Origin of the sequence: Xanthomonas sp. BRIP62411 (assembly GCF_003993525.1) — a bacterium.
Lineage (GTDB): Bacteria > Pseudomonadota > Gammaproteobacteria > Xanthomonadales > Xanthomonadaceae > Xanthomonas > Xanthomonas euroxanthea.
The window spans coordinates 81,174-98,446 of the sequence record NZ_QEZI01000002.1 but is presented as its reverse complement, the minus strand read 5'-3'; the positions used below and the strand labels follow the sequence as shown (position 1 = coordinate 98,446).

The 17,273-nt window shown below is 66.8% G+C and carries 16 protein-coding genes; 8 read left to right on the top strand and 8 right to left on the bottom strand.

Translation table 11 applies throughout. From position 1 onward, the window contains the following. The first annotated feature begins 136 nt into the window (after nt 1-136). Nucleotides 137-1,186, top strand: a complete 1,050-nt coding sequence (gene hpaM, locus EO139_RS00700) for a type III secretion-associated outer membrane-bound protein HpaM (protein ID WP_104648352.1) — start codon at nt 137-139, stop codon at nt 1,184-1,186. A 69-nt stretch (nt 1,187-1,255) separates the two neighbouring features. Here the strand turns inward: hpaM and asnB are convergent, their stop codons facing one another. The 8 genes from asnB to map form a co-directional block, all read right to left on the bottom strand. Then, nucleotides 1,256-2,950, bottom strand: a complete 1,695-nt coding sequence (gene asnB / locus EO139_RS00695) for an asparagine synthase B (protein ID WP_126968998.1) — start codon at nt 2,948-2,950, stop codon at nt 1,256-1,258. Between the two features lie 131 nt (nt 2,951-3,081). After that, a complete protein-coding gene (locus EO139_RS21325) occupies nt 3,082-3,225 on the bottom strand; it encodes a hypothetical protein (RefSeq protein WP_164739649.1) in 144 nt (47 codons plus the stop codon). Between the two features lie 18 nt (nt 3,226-3,243). Beyond that, nucleotides 3,244-4,377, bottom strand: coding sequence for a succinyl-diaminopimelate desuccinylase (gene dapE, locus EO139_RS00690; RefSeq protein WP_126968997.1), 1,134 nt, complete (start codon nt 4,375-4,377; stop codon nt 3,244-3,246). Nucleotides 4,378-4,488: 111 nt separating this feature from the next. Further along, complete coding sequence (locus tag EO139_RS00685) at nt 4,489-4,845, bottom strand: arsenate reductase (RefSeq protein ID WP_126968996.1); 357 nt, start codon at nt 4,843-4,845, stop codon at nt 4,489-4,491. A gap of 26 nt (nt 4,846-4,871) precedes the next feature. Beyond that, nucleotides 4,872-5,345 (bottom strand): hypothetical protein, encoded by a 474-nt coding sequence (locus tag EO139_RS00680; protein ID WP_115676604.1) that lies wholly within the window; start codon nt 5,343-5,345, stop codon nt 4,872-4,874. Then, nucleotides 5,342-6,511, bottom strand: a complete 1,170-nt coding sequence (gene dapD, locus EO139_RS00675; RefSeq protein ID WP_164739659.1) for a 2,3,4,5-tetrahydropyridine-2,6-dicarboxylate N-succinyltransferase — start codon at nt 6,509-6,511, stop codon at nt 5,342-5,344. The genes EO139_RS00680 and dapD overlap by 4 nt, the downstream gene beginning before the upstream one ends. 29 nt (nt 6,512-6,540) lie before the next feature. Next, nucleotides 6,541-9,150, bottom strand: coding sequence for a [protein-PII] uridylyltransferase (locus EO139_RS00670; protein ID WP_126968995.1), 2,610 nt, complete (start codon nt 9,148-9,150; stop codon nt 6,541-6,543). After that, entirely contained in the window at nt 9,147-9,923 is a 777-nt protein-coding gene (gene map, locus EO139_RS00665; RefSeq protein WP_039520326.1) for a type I methionyl aminopeptidase, read from the bottom strand. The genes EO139_RS00670 and map overlap by 4 nt, the downstream gene beginning before the upstream one ends. Before the next feature lie 291 nt (nt 9,924-10,214). Between map and EO139_RS00660 the strand changes: the two genes are divergently transcribed. The 7 genes from EO139_RS00660 to rpsB all read left to right on the top strand — a co-directional run bounded on the left by EO139_RS00660 (nt 10,215) and on the right by rpsB (nt 17,219). Continuing rightward, on the top strand, nt 10,215-10,766 hold the full coding sequence (locus EO139_RS00660; RefSeq protein WP_126968994.1) for a spore coat U domain-containing protein: 552 nt from the start codon (nt 10,215-10,217) through the stop codon (nt 10,764-10,766). Nucleotides 10,767-10,774: 8 nt separating this feature from the next. Further along, nucleotides 10,775-11,545: a molecular chaperone gene (locus tag EO139_RS00655; RefSeq protein WP_104648346.1), complete on the top strand. Its 771-nt coding sequence runs from the start codon at nt 10,775-10,777 to the stop codon at nt 11,543-11,545. Between the two features lie 16 nt (nt 11,546-11,561). Continuing rightward, entirely contained in the window at nt 11,562-13,913 is a 2,352-nt protein-coding gene (locus tag EO139_RS00650) for a fimbria/pilus outer membrane usher protein (RefSeq protein ID WP_119132348.1), read from the top strand. After that, nucleotides 13,910-14,944: a spore coat U domain-containing protein gene (locus tag EO139_RS00645; protein WP_164739658.1), complete on the top strand. Its 1,035-nt coding sequence runs from the start codon at nt 13,910-13,912 to the stop codon at nt 14,942-14,944. The genes EO139_RS00650 and EO139_RS00645 overlap by 4 nt, the downstream gene beginning before the upstream one ends. A 48-nt stretch (nt 14,945-14,992) precedes the next feature. After that, nucleotides 14,993-15,325, top strand: coding sequence for a hypothetical protein (locus EO139_RS00640; protein WP_104583391.1), 333 nt, complete (start codon nt 14,993-14,995; stop codon nt 15,323-15,325). A 2-nt stretch (nt 15,326-15,327) separates the two neighbouring features. Continuing rightward, entirely contained in the window at nt 15,328-16,035 is a 708-nt protein-coding gene (locus EO139_RS00635; protein ID WP_104583392.1) for a fimbria/pilus periplasmic chaperone, read from the top strand. Nucleotides 16,036-16,397: 362 nt separating this feature from the next. Then, nucleotides 16,398-17,219 (top strand): 30S ribosomal protein S2, encoded by an 822-nt coding sequence (rpsB, locus tag EO139_RS00630; protein WP_026064294.1) that lies wholly within the window; start codon nt 16,398-16,400, stop codon nt 17,217-17,219. The last annotated feature ends 54 nt before the right edge of the window (nt 17,220-17,273 follow it).

The window sequence follows — 17,273 nt, the reverse complement described above, 5'->3', positions numbered from 1 at the left end:
GTGCAATGAACCTGCGCCGAATCAGGCCGGCCGGAATCAGCCAGACTTTAACGTCCGGTGGGACACACTAGAGGCCGTCGCGATCTGGAAGTGTTTCCACACGATCGCCCTCTTCCCCCCACTGACCGGAATCCGCATGCCTCAGCTTGCCCGCTCCGTTTCCGCCCTGTTGCCCCTGCTCGTTGCCACTGCCTGCTCGGCAGCGCCGCCCGCCAAGTCCGGCCCACCAGACGCGCCGGTCGCGGCCTGCACCGCCAAGGTGCGCCCCGGGCAGGATCTGCAAAAAGCCATCGACAAGCTTCCGCAAAGCGATACGCGTGCGGTGTTGTGCCTGGAAAAAGGCGAATTTCCGCTCAATGGCTTGGTCTCGATCCACCGCGGCAATCTCACCTTGCGTGGCACGGGTCCGACCACGGTGCTGCGCATGGCCGATGGCGTGCAGCAACCGGCGCTGGTGGTCGGCGACTATGAAAACCAGCAGCCTACCGGCGTGATCCGCAATGTCAGCATTGAGGACATGCAGATCGTCGCCAGCACCGGCGACAAGGAATTCATGCCCGAGCGCCCGTACCTGAGCAATAGCGCGGTGGTCGTGCGTTCCGGCCAGGGGATTCGCCTGGCCGGCCTGCAGGTCAACAAGTGCCGCAGCGCCTGCCTGCTGAGCGAGTACGACACGCGCGAGATCACCATCGAAAACAATGACGTCTCCGGCGCGATCTGGGACGGGGTGTCGTTCAACCGCACCGCCAAGGTCACGATGGTCAACAACTACATCCACGACAACGTGGCCGCAGGCCTGACCACCGAACATCTGGAAGACAGCGAGATCCGCAACAACCGCTTCGAGCGCAACGGCAGCCAGGGTATCTATCTGTCCGACGCGCGCCGCAACCGCTTCAGCAACAATCAGTTCGACGGCAACAAGGTCGCCGGTGTGTTCCTGGCCTGCGCCATCCGCTATCGCACGCCGGAAATCCTGTGCTGGGACAACAGCATGAGCCAGGACAACGTGTTCGAGAACAACCGCTTCTCCAATACGCCGTTTACCTACACCATCGGCGTGGACCGCGCTGCCAACTGCACTGCGGCCGACTTCAAGCCGAACCTGTGGCGCAACAACCAGGCCGATGTGGCCGGTGTGGATATCGAGCCGCAGCGCTACGGCTACTGCGTGCGCCACGAGTGAGCGCAGCAGCGGCCGGCAGCGCGTGCGCGCATGCCGGCCGCTGCAGTTGCAACTTGGGATGCAGCAGCGTTACGACGCCAACGCCTGTTCGTGCACGCCGGCAATCGCACGGCCGGATGGGTCGGCCATCGCGGCAAAGCTGGCATCCCAGGCGATCGCGGTCGGCGACGAACACGCGATCGACTTGCCGCCCGGCACCGTCTCCGCGGCCGCCTGGCTGGGGAAGAACTGTTCGAACAGCGTGCGATAGAAATACGCTTCCTTGGTCTGCGGCGGATTGACCGGAAAACGCCTGGAGGCAGCAGCCAGCTCGCGGTCGCTCACCTGCGCGGCGGCATGTGCCTTGAGTCCATCGATCCAGCCATAGCCCACGCCATCGCTGAACTGCTCCTTCTGCCGCCACAGGATCGATTCGGGCAGATACCCGGCAAACGCCTCGCGCAACACGCCTTTTTCCATCCGCGTGGCGCCGCTGCTGGTCTTGTCGATCATCTTGAAGCTGGCGTCCATGCGCATGGCCACGTCCAGGAACTCGCGATCCAGGAACGGCACGCGCGGCTCCACGCCCCAGGCCATCATCGACTTGTTGGCGCGCAGGCAATCGTAGTTGTTGAGCGCATCCAGCTTGCGTACCAGTTCCTCATGGAATTCGCGCGCGTTCGGTGCCTTGTGGAAATACAGATAGCCACCGAAGATCTCGTCGCTGCCTTCGCCCGACAGCACCATCTTCACGCCCATCGCCTTGATGCGGCGCGCCAGCAGGAACATCGGCGTGGAGGCGCGAATGGTGGTGACGTCGTAGGTCTCGATATGGCGGATCACCTCGGGCAGCGCATCCAGGCCTTCTTCGAAGCTGTACTCGAAGCCGTGATGCACGGTGCCTAGCGCGGCGGCGGCGACTTCGGCAGCGGCCAGGTCCGGCGAGCCTTTCAAGCCGATCGCGAACGAATGCAGGCGCGGCCACCAGGCTTCGGTGGTGTCGTTCTCTTCGATGCGATGGCGCGCGTAGCGTGCAGCGACCGCGGCGACCAACGACGAATCCAGCCCGCCGGACAGCAGCACGCCATACGGCACATCGGTCATCAACTGACGATGCACCGCGCGCTCGAAGGCCTCGCGCAATTCCTGCAACTGCACCTGCACGCCTTCCACCTCGGCGTATTCGCGCCAGGCGCGCTCGTAATAGCGACTCAATGCGCCGGTGGCGCTGTCGTACCAGTGACCCGGCGGGAACTGCGCCGCATCGGCGCAATCGTCCACCAGCGACTTCAGCTCCGAGGCCACCCGCAGCCGGCCCTCGCGATCGTGACCCCAATACAGCGGCACCACGCCGATCGGATCGCGCGCGATGATCACCCGCCCGGCGGCCTTGTCCCATAGCGCGAACGCAAAGATGCCGTTGAGGCGGTTGAGGTAGGAGGCCGGCGCATCCTCGCGGTACAGCGCGTTGATCACCTCGCAATCGGAGCCGGTCTGGAAGGCGTACGGCTGCACCAGTTCCTGCTTGAGCTCGCGATGGTTGTAGATCTCGCCATTCACTGCCAGCGCAAGCGCGCCATCGTCGGATAACAAGGGCTGCGAGCCGCCGGCCGGGTCGACGATGGCCAGGCGCTCGTGCACCAGGATCGCGCCGGTGTCGACATACACCCCGCTCCAGTCGGGTCCGCGATGGCGCTGCCGCTGCGAACATTCCAGTGCCTGCCGGCGCAAAGCCTGCAGATCGTCACCGGGTTGCAGGCCGAAAATACCGAAGATGGAACACATGGAAACACTCCTGGATGAAACTGCGGGGGTTGGCGGCCGGTGGAAAGCGTGCTGCAGGAAGTGACGCCCATAAAAAAACCCGCATCGGCCGATGCGGGTTCTCTGATTCCTGGGCGTTTGGTGGACGTCGCCTAGTCGCAGACCCGCATCGGCCGCGCACGATTGTTCGCGCGCAGATTGTTGCGGTTGGCGTTATTGAGCTTGGCGCGCTGGAAGACCATGTGGCCGACGCTAACCGTTCGTTTTCGCTGGCGCAACTGTTTCAGCGGCAACAAGGGCGGCAGCCAGGCAGTTCAGTCGACCAGCAGCCGCTCGATCAGGCTGCGGTACAGCGCCGGCAAGGCCTGCAGATCGGCCACGCGTACATGCTCGTCGACCTGATGGATGCTGGCGTTGACCGGGCCGACTTCGATGCACTGCGCGCCCAACGGTGCGATGAAGCGTGCATCCGACGTACCGCCGCCGGTGCTTTCTTCCGGGGGCGCGCCGGCAAACTGGCCCAGCACCTCACGTGCGACGCTGCGCAAGCGGCCTTCCGGGGTATAGAACGGCTCGCCGCTGCGATGCCAGCGCAGCCCATAGTCCAGCCCGTGGCGATCCAGCAATGCGACGATCTCCGCTTCCAGCCGCGGCGCATCCCACAGCGGGGTGTAGCGCAGATTGAAGGCCACCTGCAGCTCGCCCGGAATCACGTTATTGGCGCCGGTGCCGGCATGGATGTTGGAAATTTGCAGACTGGTCGGCGGAAAACTCTCGAAGCCCTCGTCCCACTGCCGTGCCACCAGCTCGGCCAATGCCGGCGCGGCCAGATGGATCGGATTGCGCGCCTTGTGCGGATACGCCACATGCCCCTGCACGCCTTTCACCGTCAGCGTGCCGGACAGACTGCCGCGGCGGCCCACGCGCAGCAGGTCGCCCAGCCGTTCGGTGGATGACGGCTCGCCGGTGATGCACCAGTCGATCGCCTGCCCGCGCGTGCGCAACAGCTCGGCCACGCGCCGCACGCCATCGATGGCATCGCCTTCCTCATCGGAAGTCAGCAACACCGCCAGCGTACCGGCGTGCTGCGGATGGGCGGCGACGACCTGTTCGGCGGCGACCGCGAAGGCGGCCACGCTGCCCTTCATGTCGGCCGTGCCGCGCCCGTACAGCACACCATCGCGGATCTGCGGATCGAACGGATCGCTGGTCCACGCCTCGCGCGGTCCCGGCGGCACCACATCGGTGTGCCCGAGCAGCACCAGCACCGGCGCACCGCTGCCATGCGTGGCCCACAGATTGTCGACCTCGCCCAGGTGCAGATGCTCGCAAGTGAATCCGGCAGCCTCCAGGCGTTGCGCAATCAGCGCCTGGCAGCCGGCATCGTCCGGTGTCACCGAGGCGCGTGCGATCAGCTCACAGGTCAGTTGCAGTACGTCACTGGTCATGCTCGTCCTTCCGATAAAAAGATGCACCCGGGCCGTCGCAGCAGCAGGCAGCCTGGCTTCCACGCGCCCGCCACGGACACATATGCGCGAGCCGATGACGCGATGGCGCCATCAGGCGATGTTGAACCTGGCCTTGAAGCCGTTGTCGGAGAAGCCCTGACTGAACGCACCATCGTCGCTCACCACCACCGGGCGGCGGATCAATTGCGGGTATTCGCGCAGCAGCAGCTTCCATTCGGCGTCCGAACCCGGCGTCTTCTTGTTGTCGGGAAGCTGCCGCCAGGTGGTCGAGGACTTGTTGATCATCGCCTCGAATCCGCCGGCCTTGCCGGCCCAGTCCAGCAGCGTCTCCGGCGCGGGTGCGTGCTCGCGGTAATCGACGAAGGTGTAGGCCACGCCGAAGCGGTCCAGCCACTTGGTCGCCTTCTTGCAGGTGTCGCAGTTCTTCAATCCGTAGAGCGTGGTCATCTCGTCTCCTTCTCGACAGAGCGTGGTCATCTCGTCTCCTTCTCGACCCCGCGGCGCGCGTTTGCACGCGCCAACAGGGTGGTTACCAGTTGATCGTGTTCCTGCCCGTGTGCGGGCAGGAACACCACATCGGCGCGTGTGCCGTGGAATCTCAGCGCCATCCGCCGTGGCGGAATCAGCCATGCGGCATCGACCGAGCGCAACTCGGCAAGATCCACGCGCTGCGATCGTCCATGCTGGACGATCACCAGTGCATCGCCCGCATCGCGGACCTGCGCCCAGCGGGTGGATACCCATGCCAGACGCAGCGTCATCAGCACCACCAGTGCAGGCGCCAGCCAACGCAGGACCTCCAGCTGCTGCGGCACGCCATCGCGCACCAGCGCGCCGGCCACGTAGAGCGCTACCCATCCCAACCACATGGCCGGGATGCCCCAACGGATCCAGCCACTGGCCGGACGCGACACCGTGGCGCCGAGCACCGGCTGCGCGCTACTCAATCGGCCAGACCGCGCAGCAGCTCGTTGACGCTGGTCTTGCTGCGCGTCTTGGCATCCACCTGCTTGACGATCACCGCGCAATACAGCGAGTGCGAGCCGTCCTTCGACGGCAGCTGGCCGGACACCACCACGCTGTAAGGCGGCACGTAACCGTAGGAAATCTCGCCGGTGGCGCGGTTGTAGATGCGCGTGCTCTGGCCGATGAACACGCCCATGCCGATCACGCTGTGGTGACCGATCACCACGCCTTCGACCACTTCCGAACGCGCACCGATGAAGCAATGATCTTCGATGATGGTCGGGCTGGCCTGCAGCGGTTCGAGCACGCCGCCGATGCCGGCGCCGCCGGACAGGTGGCAATGCGCGCCGATCTGCGCGCACGACCCCACCGTGGCCCAGGTATCGACCATGGTGCCTTCGCCCACATAGGCGCCGATGTTGGTGAAGCTCGGCATCAGCACCACGTCCTTGCCGAAGTAGCTGCCGCGCCGCGCCACCGCGCCCGGCACCACGCGCACGCCGGCCGTGCGGAACTCGGCCTCGCCGAAGCCGGCAAAACGCGACTCCACCTTGTCCCAGAACGGCGCCGGCTGCGCGTCGATCACCGCCATCTCGTTGACGCGGAAATACAGCAGCACGGCTTTCTTCAACCATTCGTTGACGGCCCAGCCGCCCTTCCCGTCCGGCTCGGCAACGCGGAACTCGCCGCGCTCCAGGCCGTCGATGACGCGGGTGACGATGGCGCGGGTGGAGCCGTCGATCTCATCGACGGTCAGGCTGGCGCGGCGCTCGAACGCACTCTCGATGCCGAACCTGAGTTCGTCATTGCCCACCTGCGTTGCAGCACCCTGCACCGCCTTTTCGGCGATCGGCAGTTTCTTCGCAGCGGCAGCCTTCTTCGCAGCTGGTGCCGACACCACGCTGGTCGGCTGCTTGGCCACGCGCGGGGCCGCACTGGCGGCCGGCTTGGCCGCGCTTTTCTTGGCAACGCTTTTCTTGACGACACGTTTGCCGGCGCCAACGGCCTTGCCGGCCGCCGCGGTGACCTTGGTCTTGTCGACAGCCGGTGCCTGACGCGCCTTGCCGCTGTCACGTGTGGCGCGCTTGGGCGCTTCGCTGTTGGTGGTCGCGCCCTGCTTGCGCGCGGTCTTCTTGCTGGTGGCCATGGGGGTCTCCGAACGGACTGACGGACTACTTAGGTGGGATCGAGGCAGGCGCACAGCGCATCGCGCAGCGCCTGCCGTGCGGATTCGGGCAACGGGCGGTCGTGCTCGTCGGTGATCTGGAACTGGTCTTCGGCACGCTCGCCGAAGGTGGCGATGCGCGCATCGTGCACACGCAGGTGTTGCAGGCGCAGCACATTGGCCACATCGGCCAGCAAGCCGGGGCGATCGGGCGCCACCAGGCTGATGCGGGTACGGCGGCCACCGGCGCTTTCGCTGAATTCCACGCGCGGCGCAAACCGGAAGTGGCGCAGCTGGCGCGGCACCGCCCGCCGCGAGGGCCGCACCTTGTGCAGGTCGCCGGCCAGCACCTGGCGCAAGGCCGCGGCCAGACGCTGCGGGTCGCCATCGGCGGAGCTGTCCTGCGGCAGCACCTCGAACACGTCGAGGATCGCATCGTGCGGCGCATCCAGCACGCGGGCGCGATGGATGCCGTAGCCCTTGCGATCCAGCGTGGCGACGATCGCCGAGAACAGGCCATCGCGATCGGGCGAATACACGAACACTTCCAGCGCGTCGTTGTCCGGCACCGCGCGACGCGCCTTGACCAGGGTCTGCCCGATCTGCACTTCGATCAGCGAGACCGCCTGCCAGGCCAGTTGCTCGGGACGGAAGCGCAGGAAGTTTTCATCCGGCATGCCGGCAAACTGGCGGTCGATAGTGGCATCGTCGTGGCCTTGCGCCTGCATCAGCGCGCGTGCGGACTCGCGCGCTTCGCGCAGGCGCTCCTCGCGCGGCGGCGGATGTTCCAGGCCCTCGCGCAGCGCGCGCCGCGCGGCGAAGTACAGGTCGGCCAGCAGCCGGTCCTTCCACGCGTTCCACAATTTGGGGCTGGTGCCGGCGATATCGGCGCAGGTCAGCAGATACAGATAGTCCAGGCGCTCGCGCGTGCCGACCAGGGTGGCAAAACGGTGGATCACCTCCGGGTCGGAGATGTCCTGCTTCTGCGCGGTCACCGACATGCGCAGGTGCTGCTCCACCAGCCAGGCCACCAGCGCGGTATCGCCGTCGCTGAGCCGATGCGCCTGGCAGAACGCGCGCGCATCCACCGCGCCCAGCTCGGAATGGTCGCCGCCACGGCCCTTGGCGATATCGTGGAACAGCCCGGCCAGCAGCAGCAATTCCGGCTTGCGCAGGCGCGGCCAGACTTCGTGGGTGATCGAAAAACGCTCGTCGGCGCGACCGGCGGCGAATAACGCGATGTTCCGCAGCACCATCAAGGTGTGCTGGTCCACCGTATAGACATGGAACAGGTCGAACTGCATGCGCCCGGACACGCTGGCGAATGCCGGGATCCACTGGCCCAGCACGCCCAGGCGCGCCATGCGGTTGAGCGACTCCACCGCCCGCGGGCCGCGCAGCAACGCCATGAAGCGGTCGCGCGCGGTCGCATCGGCCACGTCGTAGGCCGGCAACTCGCGCAGCACCTCGGCCAGCGCGCGCGCGGTCAGCGAATGCAGCCCACGCACCTCGCGGTGCGCCGCCCACTGCGCAAACAGCGCAAAGACCTGCAGCACATCGCCGGCCGGCCAGTCCTCCGCATCTGCGGCCAGATAGCCGCGACGCAGACTGAAGCCCTCGGCGAGCGGCTCCGGCACCGCTTCGCCATCGAATTGTTCTTCGAAGCGCTGCAGCAAGCGGTCACTGATGCGGCGGATCAACGCAGCGCTGCGGTAGAAGCGCTGCATCATCTTTTCCACGCCCAGGCTCTCCGGGTCGTCGGCAAAGCCCAGCCGCTGGGCAAGCGTCTTCTGGTAATCGAACCCCAGCCGCTCTTCCGGCCGTTTGGCGACCAGATGCAGGCCAAAGCGCAAGCGCGCCAGTTCCTCGCGTTCGCGCCGCAGCGCTGCGGCTTCGTCGAAACCGACATGGCCGAGCCCGACCAGCGCTTCCAGATCCTTGACCCCGAACGCGCGCAGCGCCATCCAGCCCAGTGTCTGCAGGTCGCGCAGACCACCGGGGCCGTCCTTGATATCCGGTTCGAGATTGTCGGCGGTATCGCCGAAGCGCTGGTGCCGCGCCAGCAGCTCTTCGCGCTTGGCCTGGAAGAATTCGCGCGCCGGCCAGACCTGTTGCGGCGAAATCGCGGCCGCCAGGGCCGCACGCGCCTGGCTGCCGGCCACCAGCGGGCGCGACTCGATCAAGGCGGTCAGCACTGTCTGGTCGGCGGCCGCGGCGGTGCACTGCGCCGGCGAGCGCACCGCGTGGCTGATCGGCAGGCCCACATCCCACAGCAAGGCAAACAACCGCGCCAGGGCCTGCTCGTGCTGTTGCTGCACGCCGGTCTCGCCCAGCACCAGCACATCCACGTCCGAACGCGGGAACAGTTCGCCGCGCCCGTAGCCACCGACCGCATGCAACGACAGTTCGGCATCGGCCGGGATGCAGCGCGTCCACGCATTGCGCATCAATTGATCGACCGCGCGTGCGCGCAAGGCCACCAGGCGCTCGATCGGCTCGCCCTGGTCGAAGCGCTTGCACAGCCGCATGTCGGCGTGCACCAGCAGAGGGCGCGCCTGCGCGGCCCACTCGGCATCGCCGGCGGCACCCGGGTCGGGTCGGTCCGCCGGCGTGGCCGTCATACCGGCGCGGGAGCGTTCGGCGACAGCGTCAGCACATCCACGCCGTCCTCGGTCACCGCGACCATGTGTTCCCACTGGGCGGACAACTTGCGGTCCTTGGTCACCACGGTCCAGCCGTCCGGCAGCGTCTTATGGTGGTAGGTGCCTTCGTTGATCATCGGTTCGATGGTGAAGGTCATGCCGGGCTTGAGCACCAGGCCTTCGCCGGGGCGGCCGTAATGCATCACCTGCGGCTCGTCGTGGTAGACCTTGCCGATGCCGTGTCCGCAGTAGTCGCGCACCACGCTGAAGCGCTCGGCCTCGGCAAACTTCTGGATCGCGTGACCGACATCGCCCAGCGTCGCGCCCGGCTTGACCGCGCGGATGCCGCGCCACATCGCTTCGTAGGTGGTTTCCACCAGCCGCTTGGCCATCACCGATGGCGTGCCGACGTAGTACATGCGGCTGGTGTCGCCGTGCCAGCCATCCTTGATGACGGTGACATCGATATTGACGATGTCGCCGTCCTTCAGGACCTTGGCCGCGCTCGGGATGCCGTGACAGATCACGTTGTTGACCGAGGTGCACACGCTCTTGGGAAAGCCGCGATAGCCGACATTGGCAGGAATGGTGCCCTGCACGTTGACGATGTGGTCATGGCAGATGCGGTCCAGCTCGGCCGTGGTCACGCCCGCCTGCACGTACGGAGCCACGACATCGAGCACCTCGGCGGCCAGACGGCCGGCGACGCGCATCAGTTCGATTTCTTCTTTGGTTTTCAGATTGACGCTCATGGCCACGATTATCGCCGATTCGGGCTGAATCTGAACGGCCTGCGCGCGCGTTTTTGCGTTGCGGAGGCAGAACCGCAGAAACGGACGGGGCAGCAGGAAACTGGCGGCGCCACGTATTCATGTGTGACGCACTACCGCGCGCGTCAAAAAGCCTGTCAGCGGAGTCATCCGAAAGACATCGCACTTTCGGGAAAAACCCTGAGGTTAAACAGTGAGATAGCCAAATCATTCAGGGTAATCTTTGGCATGGCTGATGCATTTGGTCAGGGGCGACGAGTCGTCGCGTCACCAATGACCAGACCGGTCAAGGAAATGTTCATGCGTACTGTCCGCCCTGTCCTGCTGTCCCTTGGCCTGCTCTCGACCATTGGCGCTGCCACTGCAGCAGATACCACCACATTCAACGTCAAGATCGCCGTCACCAAGGCCTGCACCATCACCGCCGCGTCCGCGACGGACGTCGACTTCGGCTCGGTGTTGTCCACCTCCACCGCCAATGCCGACGCCAACGGCAGCGTGACCGCACAGTGCACCGCGCTGACCCCCTACAACATTGCGTTGAGCGCGGGCAGCAATGCCGGCACCGCCAACGACGTCACCACCCGCCGCATGAAGAACACCGATGCGCTGGTCACCACCAACAACTTCATCGCCTACCAGCTGTACCAGGATCTGGGCCGCAGCACGGTCTGGGGCAGCACCACCGGCACCAATACGCTGAGCCGCACCGCCACCGGCATCAACCAGGTCTATCCGGTCTACGGCCGCGTGACCAACCCGTCGGCCAACAATCCCGCCACCGGTACCTACCAAGACACCATCACCGCCACGATCGTCTATTGAGCGCGCGCATGCCATTGCACCACCCCCTGTCCTACCGGATGCCGGGCCGGCTGGTCACGGCCGGGCTGGCACTGATGCTGGCGCTTGGCAGCGGCTGGCCGCTGCAACCGGCGCATGCGGCCAGCCTGCAGCTGGCACCGACCTCGCTGACGCTGAACGCGCAGCAGTCCGCCGACGGGCTGTGGCTGAGCAACAGCGGCAGCGCGCCGGTGCAGGTGCAGACCCGGGCCTATCGCTGGACCCAGCGCGACGGCAAGGATCAGCTGGACCCGACCCAGGAACTGCTGATCAGCCCGCCAATGCGCACGCTGGCCGCCGGCGAGCGCCAGCTGATCCGGGTCATTCGCGCCGGGCCCGCGCCCACCAGCGAGGAAGCCTGCTACCGCATCATCGTCGACGAATTGCCCAATGCCGATGCCGATCGCAAGGGCATGCAGTTCGTGCTGCGCTACTCGGTGCCGATCTTCCTGCTGCCGCCGGGCAGGACCGAATCCGCGCCGACCTTGAACACGCAGGTGATCGCCGGCAGCGACGGCACTGCGCAGATCCAGATCAGCAACACCGGCAATGGGCACGCCCAGGTCGCCGACCTGCAGCATCGGGTCGACGGCACGACCAAGACCGCATTGAACGGGCTGGTGGGCTATGTCCTGCCCGGCCAGACCATGCGCTGGTCACTGGGTGCACCGCTGGCCCAGTTCGGCCGCGGCACCATCATCGCAAGGATCAATGGTGAGGCGGACGAACGCACCTTGTTGGCAGCGCCGACAGCGCCGTGATGCGGGCCGGCTGGCGATGACGCTGCTTGCGACCGCCACCTGCCTGGCGCATGCCGGCTCCGGCGACCTGGCCGATATGGCGCCACTGCCCGATCAGGCCCCGCAGAGCGTGGCGGCCCTGCCGCAGACACTGTACCTGGATGTCACCCTCAATCAGGCCGACCGCGGCCTGGCACCGTTCGAACTGGTGGACGGTCACCTGCGCGGCTCGGTCGACACGCTGCGCAAGCTGGGCTTCATCCTGGCCGACCGCGCCGCCAGCGAACTGGTCGACCTGGATCGCCTGCCCGACGTGGAAGTGCGCTACGACGCCGCGCTGCAACGGCTGGCGCTACAGGTACCGCTGGCGCAGCTGTCGCTCTCCACCACGGTGCTGAAGGCCGAACAGGTCGCACCGCCCAGCGCCACCGCCTCGCCGGGCATGCTGCTCAACTACGACTTCTATGCCACGCGCAATGCCGGGGCCAGCAGCGTGTCGCTGGCGACCGAAGTGCGCGGCTTCGGCATCGGCCGCGGCATGGTCGATACCACCGCGGTGTTCCTGGCCTACGACCGCCCGCAGGACCAGCGCTGGCGCAGCGAAGCGGTGCGCCTGGACAGCGCCTGGCAGATGGACTTCCCCGACAGCGCCACCAGCCTGACGGTCGGCGATTTCTACAGCGGCTTTGTCGACTGGAGCCGCTCGATCCGCCTGGGCGGGGTGCAGATCGGGCGCAATTACGCCTTACAGCCGTATCGCGTGCTGACCCCCACGCCAAGCTTCCTGGGCGAGGCGGTGGTGCCCTCGACCGTGGAGCTCTACGTCGATGGCCTGCGCCAGTACAGCGGCCAGGTGCCGGCCGGCCCGTTCCAGCTGGCCGCGCAACCAGGCATCAGCGGGACCGGACAGGCGCAGATCGTGGTGACCGATGCGTTCGGCCAGGTGCGCCGGCTGGACTTCGCGTTCTATGGCACGCCGCAGCTGTTGGCCCGCGGCATTTCCGAGTGGTCGGCCGGCATCGGCCATCTGCGCCAGGACTACGGCGTGCGCTCGTTTTCCTACGCTTCGCGTACGGTTGCCAGCGCCACGCTGCGCAAAGGCCTGCGCGAAGACTTCACCATCGAGGCGCACGCCGAGGCCGGCGGCGGCGTGGTCAATGCCGGTGCGGGCGGTGTGTGGCTGCTCGGCGTCGGCGGCGTGGCTAACGCCGCCTATGCGCACAGCCGGATGGATGCGCTGCGCGGTGGCCAGTACGTGCTGGGCTATGCCTGGAACAACCGTCGCTTCAACGTCACCGCCGGCACTCAGCGCACCCACGGCGACTATCGCGACCTGGGCGCGCTGCAGGGCGCGTTACCGGCGCGCATCAGCGACCGCGTAGCATTCGGCATTAACGTCAATCCGATCGGCTCGCTGGGCACCAGCTATGTGCGCCTGAGCTACCCGCAAGGCGACACCTCGCGTTACGCGAGCCTGTTCTGGTCGCGCAACTTCGGGCGCAACTGGGCGGCCAACCTGTCCGGCAACCAGAACCTGGATGTGCGCAGCGACCGCAGCCTGTACCTGTCGCTGTCGACCACGTTCGGCGAGTTGCGCCAGGCCAGCGCATCGATGCAGCGCAACGGCAACCGCACCGGCTTTGTGGCCGACCTCAGCCAGCCCCTGCCCGGCGACGGCGACCTGGGCGGGATCGGCTGGCGCCTGCAGGGGCGGGCCGGCGACGATGCCAGCGGCGGCCTGGCCGAACTGGGATGGTTGAACCGCATCGGCCGCTACAACCTCGGCGTCGCCAACCAGGATGGCAACAACTTCGGCTATGCCAGTGCCAGCGGCAGCCTGGTGTGGATGAACGGCCGCGGCTTTGCCGCGCGCGACATCCAGGATGCCTTCGCGGTGGTGTCCACCGACGGCCAGCCCGGCATTCCGGTGCGGCTGGAGAATCGCCTGATCGGCGTCACCGACGCCCGCGGGATGCTGCTGGTCACCCCGCTGCAGTCGTGGCAGCGCAACCAGTTGTCCATCGACACCCTGAACCTGCCGGCGGACCTGCGCGTGGACCGCGTCGATACCGCAGTGACACCGCGCCAGCAGTCCGGGGTGGCGGTGCGCTTCGGCATCACCCGGGTGCGCGCGGCCATGATCGTGCTGCACGACGCCCAGGGCGTGCCGTTGCCGGTCGGCAGCGTGGTGCAGCGCGAAGGCGATGCCGAACGCGTGGTGGTCGGCTACGACGGCGAAACCTATCTGGACAACCTGCAGATCGACAACCGCATCCTGGTCGAGCTGCCCGCTGGCCGCTGCAGCGCTCGGTTCACCTACCCGGCCAACCCCGGCGGCATTCCGCGGGTCGGCCCGCTGCCCTGCGTGCTCGAGCAGGAGACCCCATGAGCCTGCCCGCACCCTGGCGCCTGCTGCTCGCGCTGGCGATCGCCGTGTTGTGGCTTGCCCCCGGCCAGGACGCGCGCGCCGACACCACCTGCAGCGTCACCCTCGGCACCCCGCTGGCATTCGGCAATGTGGCGGCCAACGGCACCACCGATGCGGTGGCAACGCTCAATGTCACCTGCGCGACCGCCGCGCTCAGCGTGCTGGGCTATGCCCAGGTGAGTCTTTGCCTGGACCTTGGGCCGGGCAGCGCCAGCAACGGCCTGTATGCGCCGCGCCGCATGCTCAACCCCACCGGCGACAGCCTGGACTTCCAGATCTACAGCGAGGCCACGCGCACCCAGGTCTGGGGCTCCACCGGATCGACGACGCCTTCGCCGCGCCTGCTGACGCTGTCCTACGGCGTTCCGGTGATCACCGGTGGCTCGCAGACGACCACCCTCACCCTGTACGGGCGGATTCCGGCCAGCCAGACCCTGTCGGTCGGCAACCACACCAGCAGTTTCGGCGGCGCCGACACCGTGCTGCGCTACTCCTACAACGAGAGCATCATCGGCGTCCCGGCGGCGCCGAGCAGTTGCACGGCCGGCGGCAGCGGCGCCAAGACCGCCAGCAATGCGTTTCCCTTCATTGCCTCGGCCAACGTGCCGGCACGCTGCAATACCTACGTCACCACCGACCTGGATTTCGGCAGCATCGCCGGCACCATCGATACCGCCATCGATCGCACTTCCACCATCAGCCTGTCGTGCACCAACCGCACCGCCTGGAATATCGGGCTGGGCGATGGCATCAATGCCACCGGCAGCGTCCGGCGCATGCGCCATGCCAGCAGTGCCAACTACATCGCCTACGAGCTGTATCGGGACGCCGGCCGCGGCAACCGCTGGGGCACTAGCATCGGCGTCGATACGCTCAGCGGCACCGGCAACGGCGTCGCGCAGACGGTGACCGTCTATGGGCGCGCGCCGGCACCGCAGCAGCCCATTGCAGGGGCCTACAACGACACGGTGACAGTCTCCATCACTTACTGACAGTTAATAAAGTTCGCATCGGGGGCGTCGCTATTTGTTACGTCTCCAATGCAAACGATTGCCTTCATGACGCTGGTCACTCTCCTGAAGCGCCTGACGCTGGTCGCCCTCGTCTGCACCGCGACCTCGACCGCGGCCAACGCGGCCGCTGCGCGCGGCCCGGAAAACTTCACCCTGCACATCGGATTGCGCCTGCTCAGCGGCTGCGAGCTGCGTACTGCGCCCCCGCGCGCCAGTTGTTCCAGAGGCACGCCGATGGCGATCGCCCCGCCAGCCAGCACCGCCGAAGACCCCGCCGTCACCAGCACCGGGCAGGATGCCAGTGCACTCGCCGGGCCTGCGCCTGCCGGCAGTGCACGCATGACCACGATCGCGTTTTGAGCATGGCCACGCCTCGCTCCCGCTGCTGCCTGCTGGCGCTTGCACTGGCCGGCCTGGCCATCGTCGGCACCGCCGCTGGCGCCGAGATCGCCATCGCCCCGACCACTGCACGCATTCCCGCCGACAGCGACCAGGCGGCCGTCTGGCTCTACAACCAGGCCGCGCTGCCATGGCGCGCCGAAGCCAAACTCTACCGCTGGCGCCAGGACGGCGACCGCGAGCTGCTCGAACCGGCCACCGCGGCCACCGTCAGCCCGGCGCAGTTCGAAATTCCGTCGCAAGGCCGGCAGCTGCTGCGGGTGATCCGGCTGGGCCCCAGCCCGGCACAGGCCGAGGACAGCTACCGGTTGGTGGTGACCCAGCATGCCGTCGGCAGCGACACCGAGCTGCTGCGGTATTCCACGCCGGTATTCGCCCTGCCCAGCCAGCCCGGCGAACAGCACCCGGTGCTACAGGCCAGCGTGTCCGGCCACGGCAGCGGCCGCGCCCTGCAGGTCCACAATGCCGGGCCGAGCCATGCCCGGCTGGCCGACCTGGCCTACATCGATGCCGGCGGTACCCGCCGCAGCATCCGCGACGACCTGGCCGGTTACGTGCTGCCCGGCCAGACCCGCCAATGGCCGCTACCGACCAACCTGCCCGCCGGCAACGGCCGCTTCGTGGCACGCATCAACAGCGATACCGAGACTACGCTGGCACTGGAGCCGTAAGCTCTGGGGATTGGGGATTGGGGATTCGCATCGAGGAAGCCCAGCTTTTGCCAATCCCGAATCCCCAATCCCGAGCCCCAATTGCACCTCCCCGCCTCGCCGGCTATACTCCGCCGGCTGTTTTGCGTATTGCACGCAGTGCGTCGTTCACGTCGGACGTCACCGACGAATTCACACCTGCCGCCGCCATCCGTGCCGGGGTGCCCCCAACAGGGGGTTCGACACGGAGGCGACAGGGAAGCCCAACCCCGGAATCGTTCGTGCGTTTTGATGCGAGTCCCTCGCAACAGCCCGCACATCCATGTGCGGACTCCTCAAAGTCAAGGCCGCGCACGGTGATTCCGCTATCAGGAGTTACTTCAATGCCCCAAGTCACCATGCGTCAGATGCTGGAAGCCGGCGTCCATTTCGGTCACCAGACCCGCTACTGGAACCCCAAGATGGCGCCGTACATCTTCGGCGCGCGCGGCAAGATCCACATCATCAACCTCGAGAAGACCGTTCCGCTCTTCAATGACGCGATGAACTTCCTCTCCTCGATCGCGCAGAAGCGCGGCACCGTGCTGTTCCTGGGCACCAAGCGCAGCGCGCGCGAGTCCATCAAGGAAGAAGCCGAGCGTTGCGGCATGCCGTTCATGACCCAGCGCTGGCTGGGCGGCACCCTGACCAACTTCCGTACCGTCAAGCAGTCGGTTGCCCGCCTGAAGGAACTGGAGTCGGCCGAGACCGACGGCACCTTCGACAAGCTGGTCAAGCACGAAGTGCTGGGCCTGCGTCGCGAGCGCGAGAAGCTGGACGCCTCGCTGGGCGGCATCAAGGAAATGAACCGCCTGCCCGACGCGATCTTCGTGATCGACATCGGCCATGAAGACATCGCCATCAAGGAAGCCAAGAAGCTCGGCATTCCGGTGATCGCGGTGGTCGACACCAACTACGATCCGGCCCTGGTCGACTACGCCATCCCGGGTAACGACGACGCCATCCGTGCCGTGCAGCTGTATGCACGCGCCGCTGCCGACGCCGTGCTGGAAGGCAAGGCCGCTGCGCCGAATTCCGCGTCGGTGCGCGAGGAAGAGTTCTCCGCCGAGTCCGCCGACGAAGGCAAGGGCCGTCGCGCTCCGGCCAAGAAGGGCGACAAGAAGGCTGACGCGCCGGCCGACGCGGCCGCTCCGGCTGCCGAGTAATCGGCCTGCAATGCGGCCGCACCATGCTGTGCGGCCGCAGCCCCGACGGGTCCA

What these genes read in the sequence shown, in the direction of transcription:
- EO139_RS00645 (WP_164739658.1), top strand. Translation starts at nt 13,910, where the DNA reads ATGAGCCTGCCCGCACCCTGGCGCCTGCTGCTCGCGCTGGCGATCGCC.
- EO139_RS00685 (WP_126968996.1), bottom strand. Translation starts at nt 4,845, where the DNA reads ATGACCACGCTCTACGGATTGAAGAACTGCGACACCTGCAAGAAGGCG.
- map (WP_039520326.1), bottom strand. Translation starts at nt 9,923, where the DNA reads ATGAGCGTCAATCTGAAAACCAAAGAAGAAATCGAACTGATGCGCGTC.
- hpaM (WP_104648352.1), top strand. Translation starts at nt 137, where the DNA reads ATGCCTCAGCTTGCCCGCTCCGTTTCCGCCCTGTTGCCCCTGCTCGTT.
- dapE (WP_126968997.1), bottom strand. Translation starts at nt 4,377, where the DNA reads ATGACCAGTGACGTACTGCAACTGACCTGTGAGCTGATCGCACGCGCC.
- EO139_RS00670 (WP_126968995.1), bottom strand. Translation starts at nt 9,150, where the DNA reads ATGACGGCCACGCCGGCGGACCGACCCGACCCGGGTGCCGCCGGCGAT.
- rpsB (WP_026064294.1), top strand. Translation starts at nt 16,398, where the DNA reads ATGCCCCAAGTCACCATGCGTCAGATGCTGGAAGCCGGCGTCCATTTC.
- dapD (WP_164739659.1), bottom strand. Translation starts at nt 6,511, where the DNA reads ATGGCCACCAGCAAGAAGACCGCGCGCAAGCAGGGCGCGACCACCAAC.
- EO139_RS00635 (WP_104583392.1), top strand. Translation starts at nt 15,328, where the DNA reads ATGGCCACGCCTCGCTCCCGCTGCTGCCTGCTGGCGCTTGCACTGGCC.
- EO139_RS00640 (WP_104583391.1), top strand. Translation starts at nt 14,993, where the DNA reads ATGCAAACGATTGCCTTCATGACGCTGGTCACTCTCCTGAAGCGCCTG.
- EO139_RS00650 (WP_119132348.1), top strand. Translation starts at nt 11,562, where the DNA reads ATGACGCTGCTTGCGACCGCCACCTGCCTGGCGCATGCCGGCTCCGGC.
- asnB (WP_126968998.1), bottom strand. Translation starts at nt 2,950, where the DNA reads ATGTGTTCCATCTTCGGTATTTTCGGCCTGCAACCCGGTGACGATCTG.
- EO139_RS00655 (WP_104648346.1), top strand. Translation starts at nt 10,775, where the DNA reads ATGCCATTGCACCACCCCCTGTCCTACCGGATGCCGGGCCGGCTGGTC.
- EO139_RS00660 (WP_126968994.1), top strand. Translation starts at nt 10,215, where the DNA reads ATGACCAGACCGGTCAAGGAAATGTTCATGCGTACTGTCCGCCCTGTC.